Origin of the sequence: Blautia sp. HCP3S3_D9, assembly GCF_052063845.1 — a bacterium.
Lineage (GTDB): Bacteria > Bacillota > Clostridia > Lachnospirales > Lachnospiraceae > Blautia_A.
The window spans coordinates 1-11,456 of record NZ_JBQHWS010000111.1 but is presented as its reverse complement, the minus strand read 5'-3'; the positions used below and the strand labels follow the sequence as shown (position 1 = coordinate 11,456).

Genomic DNA, 11,456 nt, shown 5'->3' with positions numbered 1-11,456 from the left:
GTACAGAACTCTCTGATCAAAGTGTCATTGTATATCATACACAAAAAGCTCCTTTACTTCAAGAGTTTTCAGCATATTTAATAATTATTTTATATAGCCCAATTATGATCTCTTAGAATTAATCTTGCCTTCTTCAAAACCCTCCAGACGCATTTTCTTATATTCTGCAAAGTTTCCTGCGTCAATAGCATCACGGATTTCTTCCATCATATGATTATAGAAATACAGATTATGGAGCACGCAGAGACGCATTCCCAGCATCTCTTTTGCTTTCAAAAGGTGACGGATATAGGCCCTGCTGTAATGCTGGCATACAGGACACTGACATCCCTCTTCGATCGGGCGTGTGTCCAATTCATATTTTGCATTGAATAAGTTCATTTTTCCATGATTTGTATATACATGTCCATGACGGCCGTTACGGCTTGGATATACACAGTCAAAGAAATCTATTCCACGCTCAACACCCTCCAGAATATTGGCAGGTGTTCCTACACCCATCAGGTAAGTAGGCTTATTCTGTGGAAGATACGGTACGACTTCGTCCAGGATCCGGTACATCTCTTCATGAGTTTCTCCAACTGCCAGACCGCCGACTGCATAACCATCTAGATCCATCTCTGAGATTGCTTTTGCATGCTCAATACGGATATCTTCATAAACAGCACCCTGATTGATACCAAAAAGAAGCTGTTCTTTATTAATCGTATCCGGCAGGCTGTTTAGTCTTGCCATCTCTGCTTTACAGCGGGCAAGCCAGCGTGTGGTTCTGTCTACGGATTTCTGTACATAGTCTCTGTCTGCCACACTGCTCGGACACTCATCAAATGCCATGGCAATGGTAGAACCAAGATTTGACTGGATCTGCATACTCTCTTCCGGTCCCATGAAAATCTTGTGACCATCAATATGGGAATTAAAATAAACTCCCTCTTCTTTGATCTTTCTTAACTTGGCAAGGGAAAATACCTGGAATCCGCCTGAATCTGTAAGGATTGGCTTGTCCCATACCATAAATTTGTGAAGACCGCCTAACTGCTTCACGATTTTGTCACCCGGACGTACATGGAGATGGTAAGTATTGGATAACTGTACCTGTGTTCCGATCTGCTGTAAGTCCATGGTAGATACTGCACCCTTGATGGCGCCGATCGTTCCTACGTTCATAAAAACAGGAGTCTGGATCGTGCCATGTACGGTATGAAATTCTGCACGCTTTGCACGTCCCTCTGTTTTCAGAAGTTTGTATTCTGCCATTTATCTTTCCTCTTTTCATTTATAATTCGTTTTCGGAGTAAATTTTATTATATCCTGAAATAGCCGAAATTTCAACAAGAAAGAAGCGAATCATTGGTAAACTTTCATATTGTCTTTTCTTGACCTTTAGCGTATAATGTTACGGAATATCCCATATCTGTCAACAGATATTTAATAGGAAAGAACAGGAAAGATTTGATGTCTTATATATACAATACGAGGAGGCTTGAAATTACTTTATGAATTACAAAACACTGGGAATCGATATCGGTTCCACTACTGTAAAGATTGCGATCTTAGATGAGAATGAAAATCTCATTTTCGCAGATTACAAGCGTCATTTTGCGAACATTCAGGAAACCCTTGCAGACCTTCTTCAGGAAGCTTTTGACCAGTATGGTGAAATGACTCTCCATCCTGTGATCACAGGTTCCGGCGGTCTGACTCTTGCCAACCATCTGGGCGTTCCTTTTACCCAGGAAGTTATCGCAGTTTCCACATCCCTGCAGAAACTTGCCCCAAAGACAGACGTTGCCATCGAACTTGGCGGTGAGGATGCCAAGATCATTTATTTCGAAAACGGAAACGTAGAACAGCGTATGAATGGTATCTGTGCAGGCGGTACCGGTTCTTTCATCGACCAGATGGCTTCTCTTCTTCAGACAGATGCTACAGGTCTGAATGAATACGCCAAAGATTACAAAGCACTTTACCCAATTGCAGCCCGCTGCGGTGTTTTTGCAAAAACAGATATCCAGCCGCTGATCAATGACGGTGCAACTAAGCCGGACTTATCAGCTTCTATTTTCCAGGCAGTTGTAAATCAGACCATCTCCGGTCTTGCCTGTGGAAAACCGATCCGTGGACATGTTGCATTTCTGGGTGGTCCGCTTCACTTCCTGTCTGAGCTGAGAGAGTCATTCATCCGCACACTGAAGCTGGACGAAGAACATACCATTATCCCGGAGAACTCTCATCTGTTCGCAGCCATTGGTTCTGCATTAAATGCTAAAGAAGACAATTCCATCTCTCTCACAGAGATGAAAGACAGACTTCATAATTCTATTAAGCTGGATTTCGAAGTAGAACGTATGGAACCACTCTTCGCTTCTCAGGAAGAATACGATGCATTCGCCAAACGCCAGAGTTCCTACAAGGTAAAAACAGGAGATCTCGCTACATACAAAGGAAACTGCTATCTTGGTATTGATGCAGGTTCCACAACAACCAAAACTGCTCTGGTAGGTGAAGATGGAACACTTCTCTACTCTTTCTACAGCAGCAACAATGGAAATCCGTTAAAGACCACCATCCGTTCTATTAAAGAGATCTACGAACTGCTTCCAAAGGATGCAAAGATCGCTTATTCCTGTTCTACAGGTTACGGCGAGGCTCTGATCAAAGCTGCTCTGATCCTGGATGAGGGAGAGGTTGAGACCGTTTCCCATTACTACGCAGCAGCATTCTTTGACCCGGAAGTAGACTGTATCCTTGATATCGGCGGCCAGGATATGAAATGTATCAAGATCCGTAACAAAACCGTTGACAGTGTACAGCTGAACGAAGCATGTTCTTCAGGATGCGGTTCTTTTATCGAAACATTTGCCAAGTCTCTGAATTACACAGTACAGGATTTCGCCAAAGCTGCAATTTTTGCCCAGCATCCGATCGATCTGGGTACCAGATGTACTGTATTTATGAATTCTAAGGTGAAACAGGCACAGAAAGAAGGCGCTGAGGTTTCCGATATTTCCGCAGGTCTTGCTTACTCTGTTATCAAGAATGCACTGTACAAAGTTATCAAGGTTTCTGATGCTTCTGAACTTGGTAAGCACATCGTTGTACAGGGTGGTACTTTCTACAATGATGCAGTTCTGCGAAGCTTTGAAAAGATTGCCAACTGCGAAGCCATCCGTCCGGATATTGCCGGAATTATGGGAGCTTTCGGTGCTGCGCTGATCGCACGCGAACGTCATCAGGAGGGTGCAGAAACTACTATGCTCTCCATTGATAAGATCAATGAACTGAAATACACAACTTCTATGGCAAACTGCCGCGGATGTACCAACAACTGCCGTCTAACTATCAACAAATTCTCCGGCGGCCGCCAGTATGTAAGCGGTAACCGCTGTGAGCGTGGTATTGGCAAAGAAAAGAACAAAGACCATATTCCGAACCTTTATGAATACAAATATAAACGTATTTTCTCCTACACTCCTCTTACTGCTGACAAAGCGTCCAGAGGCAAAGTAGGTATCCCGCGTGTTCTGAATATGTTTGAGAATTATCCTTTCTGGTATACATTCTTTACAGAACTGAAGTATGAGGTTGTACTTTCCCCTACTTCCACCAGAAAGATTTACGAGCTGGGTATCGAGTCCATCCCAAGTGAGTCCGAATGTTATCCGGCGAAGCTTGCACATGGTCATGTAACCTGGTTGATCCGCAATGGCGTGAAATTTATTTTCTACCCTTGTATCCCATATGAGAGAAATGAATTCCCGGATGCAGTCAACCACTATAACTGCCCGATCGTTACCTCTTATGCAGAGAATATCAAGAATAACGTAGATGAATTAAATGATCCGTCCATTACTTTCCGCAATCCATTCCTTGCATTTACTTCCGAGGAAATCCTGACCAAACGTCTGGTAGAAGAATTCAAGGATATCCCGGCAGAGGAAGTCAAAGCTGCCGCACACAAAGGATGGGAAGAAATGGCAGCTGCACGCCGTGATGTGCAGAAAAAAGGCGAAGAAACCCTGAAATATCTGGAAGAGACAGGCCGCCACGGAATTGTCCTTGCAGGTCGTCCATACCATATCGATCCGGAAATCCATCATGGTATCCCGGATCTGATCAACAGCTATGGAATCGCTGTACTGACTGAAGATTCTATTTCCCATCTGGCACCTGTAGAACGTCCGATCCGTGTTAATGACCAGTGGATGTACCACTCCAGATTGTATGTAGCTGCAAACTACGTAAAAACCCGTGATGATCTGGATCTGATCCAGCTGAACTCTTTCGGATGTGGTCTGGATGCAGTTACCACCGATGAGGTTTATGAGATTCTTGACGGAAGTGATAAAATCTATACCTGCTTAAAGATTGACGAGGTAAACAATCTTGGTGCAGCAAGAATCCGTATCCGTTCCCTGATCGCAGCGATCCGTGCAAAGAAAGAACAGGGACAGAAGCGTAATATCAAACCTGCTTCCATTGATAAAGTATCCTTTACAAAGGAAATGAGAAAGGACTACACCATTCTCTGCCCACAGATGTCACCGTTCCATTTCAGCCTCCTGCAGGCAGCATTTAATTCCTGCGGATACAACCTGGAAGTACTTCCAAACGATAACAAACATGCAGTGGATGTTGGTCTGAAATATGTAAATAATGATGCATGCTATCCATCTCTGATCGTAGTCGGACAGATCATGGATGCTCTGCTTTCCGGCAAGTATGACCTGAATAAGACAGCCGTTGTCATGTCTCAGACAGGTGGCGGATGCCGTGCTTCCAACTATATCGCATTTATCCGCCGTGCATTGAAGAAAGCCGGTATGGAGCAGATTCCGGTTATCTCCATCAACTTAAGTGGTCTGGAAAGCAACCCTGGATTTAAGCTTACTCTTCCACTGGTGAAAAAAGTCGCTTACGGTGCTGTATTTGGAGATATCCTGATGAAATGCGTATATCGTATGCGCCCTTATGAACTGGAAGAAGGAATCGTAAACAGAAAGCACAAAATCTGGGAACAGCGTGTCATCTCCTTCTTAAGCGGAAGCAGTGTCAGCCACAGCCAGTTTAAGAAAATGTGCCGCGAAATGGTTCATGAATTTGACACCATCCCGATCAGTGATGTGAAGAAACCTCGTGTCGGTATCGTAGGTGAGATCCTCGTCAAATTCCTGCCTGCTGCAAATAATCATCTGGCTGAACTTCTGGAATCTGAGGGTGCTGAGGCAGTTGTACCGGATCTGATTGACTTCATGTGCTACTGTTTCTACAACCAGAACTTCAAAGTAGAGAATCTCGGCTTTAAGAAGTCCAAAGCTACTATCGCAAACTGGGGAAATAAGGCAATTGAATGGGTAAGAAAACCTGCAAGCGAAGCTCTTGCACAGAGCCGCCATTTCGCACCGCCTGCTGATATTAGAGATCTTGCAAGAATGGCATCTCCGATCGTTTCCACCGGAAACCAGACAGGTGAGGGATGGTTCCTGACAGGCGAGATGATGGAGCTGATCCACGGAGATGTTCCAAACATCGTTTGTATCCAGCCATTTGGATGTCTGCCGAATCATATTGTAGGTAAGGGTGTTATTAAAGAAATCCGCCGTGAATATCCGACAGCTAATATTGTAGCCATCGACTATGACCCGGGTGCAAGTGAAGTTAACCAGCTGAACCGAATCAAACTGATGCTCTCCACAGCACAGAAGAACCTGAAGAAAGCGCAGGAAAAAGACGCTTAAACAGTGCCTGAAAATCAATACTGTTTCTAATTCTAAAAATCCCGGCTCTCTGTCCATTTGACAGATAACCGGGATTTTACTGTACATTATATAAAAATAACTACATATACCAAATCTCCATTTTGACCTGATACCCCAAATAAAAAAGCTATATTTTCACCATCCATTTTGAAAATTTAACTGGATTCTGAAATATAGCTCTTTCATTTTCTAATTCTTATTTTTCATCTTTTGTTCTTTATATATTCTGCCAAAATGGAAGTTTTTCCGCAATTCTTACAAGATAGCTTCCACCCGGAATTCTTCTCAGTTCTGATTCTGACGGCTTACTGATAATCAGGTAAGCAAACAGATAAACAACTGCTGCGATTGGAATAGATACGATCAGACAGATGAAGTTGGATTTCACAAAGATGTTCAGTCCATAGCAGATGCATCCTGCAACAATTCCCATAGGAATGGAAGCAAGGATCGGATACAGATAACCCTGTTTCCACGGATTCTTATACTGCAGATATTTCTTCATTGCCAGGTCGTTCAACACACATACAACGACAGAATAGATCACCATCGCAATCAGCAATGCATAAACTCCAAGATTTGTAGTAAACAGTAATATTACAACCACAATAATATCTACAATCAGCGCGATCGCTGCTGTAATCACAGGAATTCTCTGCTGCCCGATCGCCTGCAGAACACCATTGGAAATATTTGACATTCCATTCAGCAGAATGGAGAATGAACCAAGTATCAGAAGATTGGCTGCAAGTCCTGTGGAATTTCCATAAAGCAGGAACACAATCGGCTGTGCGAGTACTGCAAGTCCCATTGCACATGGTGCAGAAACCACCATGGACAGCTGCACAGTCTGGTCAATACAGGCTCTGGTTGCTTCAATATCACCTGTTGCATACAATGCAGACACCTCAGGGATCATCGAAGTCGGCGCTGTACTGGACAATGTCAGCGGAATATTAATAATAGTCATGAAGTAAGTTGCATACTCCGCATAAAGAATACCGATCTGCGCAGCATCTCCACCTCTTTTGCCAAGGATATCAGAAAAAAGATATCCATTGATATAAGCGTTGACATTATAAACAAATGCGCTGAGGATGATCGGCGAAACTACAAGCACAATAACACGGAATATCTCTTTATAAGACTCTTCCTGATGTCTGTGATCTCTGTTCACACGATGCATGATCTTACCGCGGTTCACGCCATAAACAAGAAGCATAAAGATCAATGCAGCTACTACGCCGGCTCCGGTTCCTACTGTAGAACCAGCAGCTCCCCATTTCGCAACACTGTTCTCCGAACCATCTGCAAAAACATTGATAAATCCCCATGCCGCGATCAAACTGACTGCCGCATTAAATACCTGTTCCAGGATCTGGGAAATAGAAGTCGGCATCATGTTTCTGTATGCCTGAAAATATCCCCTGAACACACCCAGAATACCAGACAGGAAGATTGTCGGCGCAAGGATCTGAAGTGCAAGGATCGCATCCTTCTGGTTCTTCGGAATGATCAGCCCCGCTCCAAAGAGGCAAAACAGTGCTACCGCACCTCCGACTACCATGGCATAGATCATGGCACCCTTGAAAAACTTATGCGCATTTCTGTAATCTTTCAGAGCAATACGCTCAGAAATCAGCTTTGACACTGCCTGCGGAATACTGAATGATGCGATCATAAGAAGGATCATATATGCATTCTGCGCAAGGCTTGTATATCCCATTCCAAGGCTTCCGATAATATTGGAAAGTGGACTCTTATACAGAAGTCCGATCATCTTGGAGATCATCGCTGCAATCATCAGAAAGGACGCATTTTTCACTAGATTATTTTTCTGATTCATGTTGTTGCTGTGAGTCCTTTTTTGACTACACATTACCTCTTTTCTTATATATTTTCTATCTGCCAGTCGATCGGTTCCAGACCGTTGGCAATCAGAAATTCATTTGTTTTGCTGAAATGCTTACATCCGAAGAAACCTCTGTAAGCAGACAGAGGGCTTGGATGAGGTGCTTCCAGGATCAGATGCTTCGGATTGTTCAGCATAGATTTCTTCATCTGTGCCGGACGTCCCCAGAGCAGAAATACCATCGGACGGTCCTGCTCATTCAGAACCTGGATCGCAGCATCTGTAAACTGCTCCCAGCCAATCCCACGATGTGAATTCGCCTGATGGGCACGTACAGTCAAAACAGTATTCAGAAGAAGCACCCCCTGCTTTGCCCATTTCTCCAGATAACCGTTATTTGGAATATAGCATCCACAGTCATCATGAAGTTCCTGATAAATGTTTACCAATGACGGCGGTGTTTCCACCCCTCTCTTTACAGAGAAACACAGACCATGAGCCTGTCCGTCATTATGATATGGATCCTGCCCAAGGATCACAACTTTCACCTCATGAAGCGGTGTAAAATGAAATGCATTGAATAAATCATCTGCAGGCGGGAAAATTTTTTTCGTCTGATATTCTGACATTACTGTCTTGTAAAGCTTTGCATAATATGGCTGGCGAAATTCTCCCTTCAATGCTTCTAACCAGTCGCCCGTAATCGCTGACATAACAGTTCTTTCCCTCTTTTCTATTTTCTCACAGAGATTCCCTTATCTGCCAGATAATCCTTAACCTGGGAAATCTCCAGTTCTTTATAATGGAACAAAGACGCAGCTAATGCAGCATCTGCTCCTCCTTCTGTAAGTGCATCATAAAAATGCTCCAGTGTACCCGCACCGCCAGATGCGATCACCGGAATGGATACTGCATCTGCAATTGCTCTGGTAAGAGCCAGATCATATCCTGCTTTCGTACCGTCACAGTCCATACTGGTAAGAAGAATCTCACCTGCACCGAGAGTTTCCACTTTCTTTGCCCATTCTATGGCATCAATTCCTGTGTCCAGTCTTCCACCATGTTTATAAATGTTCCAGCCGCCGTCTTCTCTTCTCTTTGCATCAATGGCAACTACTACACACTGGCTTCCGAATTTATCAGCAGCTTCGCTGATAAGCTCCGGTCTGTCAATAGCTGCAGAATTTACTGAAATCTTATCTGCACCCTCTCTTAACAGTCTCTTGAAATCATCCACTGTACGGATTCCACCACCAACTGTAAACGGGATAAATACATTGGCAGCCACACGTCTTACCATATCTACAACTGTATCCCTCTGTTCACAGGATGCTGTGATATCAAGAAATACCAATTCATCCGCACCGGCTGCATCATAGGCTTTCGCAATTTCCACCGGATCACCGGCATCGCGAAGCTGGACAAAATTTACACCTTTTACCACACGGCCGTTATTTACGTCAAGGCAGGGAATAATTCTCTTTGTAAACATTTTATCTTCCCTCCTTTTCATTGTTTTCATCTTTTCCGATAGCTGCAAAGTTCTCAAGAATCTTCAGGCCCCATTTACTGCTCTTCTCCGGATGGAACTGGCATGCAAATACATTATCTTTCTCTACAGAAGCATGAATACAGGTGCTGTATTCTGTGGTCGCTTTTACGATCTCAGGATCTTCTGCCTGAAGATAATAAGAATGAACAAAATATACATAAGTCTGTTCCGGAATCCCCTGGAACAGCCGGCCATTATTCTGAAGATGCAGAGAATTCCATCCCATATGAGGAATCTTAAGTCCCTGCGCAGGCGGAATCTTGACAATCTTACCTTTCAGAATTCCCAGACCCGCAACCCCTGGTGTCTCCTCACTACTTTCAAAAAGGAGCTGAAGTCCAAGGCAGATTCCCAGGAATGGTGTTTTTTTCTCAACAATTTCATGAATCACCGGTACAAGTCCGTATGTATGAAGGTTATCCATAGCCTGTCCGAAACTTCCTACGCCCGGCAGAATTACCTTATCTGCGTTTAACAGGATTTGTGGATCACGGGATACCACCGTTTCTTCTCCAAGATAATGAAGTGCTTTTTCCACACTTTTGATATTTCCAGCGTCATAATCAAGTATTGCTATCATGTTATCCTCCTGATGTCATTATCCATTTTCCTCATTATAGCGGTGCAATCAAATAAAATGTTACTGTTCACTCCATTCTCAGTAACAATAGAACAACTATTTTATTGGATTACTATACAACAGTATAACCCAAAAACAGACAGTTGCAAAGTGCTTTCTTTGCTTCTGTCTGTTTTTTATGTTTAAAATTTTTCTTTGTAGATCTGTTACTGTCTGCAGTCCAGCGTAAACCAGAACTCTACACCATTGTCATAATTGCACACACCATATTTCTGGTTCATGCCTTCTATGATCGCTTTGACAATCGAAAGCCCGATACCACTTCCTCCGTACTCCCTTGTACGTGCTTTATCCACTTTATAAAACTTATTCCAAAGATTTGGCAGATCTTCTTCCGAAATCGGTGTTCCTGTATTGAATACAGTTACTTTCACACAATCACTTTCACGAAGTACTTTTATTTCTATTTTGTGTTCTCCATCCAGATGATTCAGTGCATTACTTGTATAGTTAGTTACAACCTCTTCTATCTTGAATTCATCTGCCCATACATATACAGGCTCCGTTTCCTCGAAGATCACTGTAGCTTCTTTCTGCTCGATCATAATATTCATAGATCCAAGCACTCCCCGGATCAGAGATACAATATCAAATCGCTCCATTACCGGAGCATCCTTTCCTGATTCTAACTGATTCAATGTCAGCAGATTCTTGACAAGTTTATTCATCTTGGATGCTTCATCCATAATAACTTCACAGTAAAACGCTCTGCTCTCCGGATCATCTGAAATATTTTCATTCAGACCTTCCGCATATCCCTGGATCAATGCGATCGGAGTTTTCAACTCATGGGACACATTATCCAGGAACTCTTTTCTCATCTCATCAATCTTGATCTTATCTTCAATATCTTTCTGCAGTTTATTGTTAGCTGATTTCAACTCAGAAATCGTGCTCTCCAGTTTTCTGGACATCTTATTGAAATTATCACCAAGCACATCTATTTCATTTCCTGCCCAGCTCTGATATCTGGCATCAAAATCCAGATCAGACATTCTTTCAGAAAGCTTTGTCAATTCGCTGATAGGACGTGTGATACGATTAGTTACCACCAATATAACCAGGCCACTGATCACTACAATGATCGCTCCTACTATAAAATAAAAACTGTTTGAAATCGCAGCGCTCTCTTTAATACTTTCCAGCGGAGAACGGATCAGAAAATAATATCCATTATCAAACTGTCCCCAGCATTCTACATACTCCATTCCCGCAAAACGGTCATGAACCTGCCACATCATACAGTTATCTGTCTTCTTAAGAACATGGCTTCGTTCCATATCCTGATCCAGATCATTAATGTATCCAAACAGTTTGCTTCGGAGCATTTTGGACATATTGTTCTCGCCCCAATAGTAGTAACCACTATTCTCTTCATTTACAATAATCCAGGTCAAGTTATTTCTGGAACTGCTTCGTTCAACCTCGTCCGGTATTTCTTCTGAAGCATCACTTGAATCTTCATCTGAATCTGTATCATATTCCAGAATATCATCCAGATTCATCTGTGAAAGGAGTTCTTTTGCTTCCTGAAGTACTTCTACTTTTTTTGACACATAGTATTTCTCCAGAAACAGTCCATTGATCAGCGTAATACTGAAAATAGAAAGAAGCAAAAGTCCCATAAATAATAGCGATATCTGATGTTTCAGT

7 protein-coding genes are annotated in these 11,456 nt (G+C 42.8%); 1 reads left to right on the top strand and 6 read right to left on the bottom strand.

Annotation, left to right across the window (positions count from 1 at the left end; genetic code table 11):
* Positions 1-102 precede the first annotated feature (102 nt).
* Entirely contained in the window at positions 103-1,257 is a 1,155-nt protein-coding gene (gene tgt / locus ACTNES_RS16210) for a tRNA guanosine(34) transglycosylase Tgt (protein WP_441040105.1), read from the bottom strand.
* A 239-nt stretch (positions 1,258-1,496) separates the two neighbouring features.
* On the opposite strand from tgt, the gene ACTNES_RS16205 reads away from it, so the two are divergent.
* The gene (locus ACTNES_RS16205; RefSeq protein ID WP_291817513.1) at positions 1,497-5,738 is read left to right on the top strand and encodes a 2-hydroxyacyl-CoA dehydratase; all 4,242 of its coding nucleotides are present in this window, start codon (positions 1,497-1,499) and stop codon (positions 5,736-5,738) included.
* Positions 5,739-5,976: 238 nt separating this feature from the next.
* Here ACTNES_RS16205 and ACTNES_RS16200 read toward each other — a convergent pair whose 3' ends face one another.
* The 5 genes from ACTNES_RS16200 to ACTNES_RS16180 all read right to left on the bottom strand — a co-directional run bounded on the left by ACTNES_RS16200 (position 5,977) and on the right by ACTNES_RS16180 (position 11,455).
* The gene (locus ACTNES_RS16200) at positions 5,977-7,605 is read right to left on the bottom strand and encodes a putative polysaccharide biosynthesis protein (protein WP_441040104.1); all 1,629 of its coding nucleotides are present in this window, start codon (positions 7,603-7,605) and stop codon (positions 5,977-5,979) included.
* Between the two features lie 44 nt (positions 7,606-7,649).
* Entirely contained in the window at positions 7,650-8,324 is a 675-nt protein-coding gene (gene ung, locus ACTNES_RS16195) for a uracil-DNA glycosylase (RefSeq protein WP_216459010.1), read from the bottom strand.
* Between the two features lie 20 nt (positions 8,325-8,344).
* Positions 8,345-9,103 carry an imidazole glycerol phosphate synthase subunit HisF gene (gene hisF, locus ACTNES_RS16190; protein ID WP_216459011.1) on the bottom strand — a complete coding sequence of 253 codons (759 nt, stop codon included), beginning with the start codon at positions 9,101-9,103 and terminating at the stop codon, positions 8,345-8,347.
* 1 nt (position 9,104) lies between these two features.
* Positions 9,105-9,743, bottom strand: coding sequence for an imidazole glycerol phosphate synthase subunit HisH (gene hisH / locus ACTNES_RS16185; RefSeq protein WP_216459012.1), 639 nt, complete (start codon positions 9,741-9,743; stop codon positions 9,105-9,107).
* Positions 9,744-9,949: 206 nt separating this feature from the next.
* Positions 9,950-11,455, bottom strand: coding sequence for a sensor histidine kinase (locus ACTNES_RS16180; RefSeq protein WP_441040103.1), 1,506 nt, complete (start codon positions 11,453-11,455; stop codon positions 9,950-9,952).
* Between the last annotated feature and the right edge of the window lies 1 nt (position 11,456).

Excerpts from the sequence above, each read along its gene's own strand:
- hisF (WP_216459011.1), bottom strand. The coding sequence starts at position 9,103 with ATGTTTACAAAGAGAATTATTCCCTGCCTTGACGTAAATAACGGCCGT.
- hisH (WP_216459012.1), bottom strand. The coding sequence starts at position 9,743 with ATGATAGCAATACTTGATTATGACGCTGGAAATATCAAAAGTGTGGAA.
- tgt (WP_441040105.1), bottom strand. The coding sequence starts at position 1,257 with ATGGCAGAATACAAACTTCTGAAAACAGAGGGACGTGCAAAGCGTGCA.
- ACTNES_RS16205 (WP_291817513.1), top strand. The coding sequence starts at position 1,497 with ATGAATTACAAAACACTGGGAATCGATATCGGTTCCACTACTGTAAAG.
- ACTNES_RS16200 (WP_441040104.1), bottom strand. The coding sequence starts at position 7,605 with ATGAATCAGAAAAATAATCTAGTGAAAAATGCGTCCTTTCTGATGATT.
- ung (WP_216459010.1), bottom strand. The coding sequence starts at position 8,324 with ATGTCAGCGATTACGGGCGACTGGTTAGAAGCATTGAAGGGAGAATTT.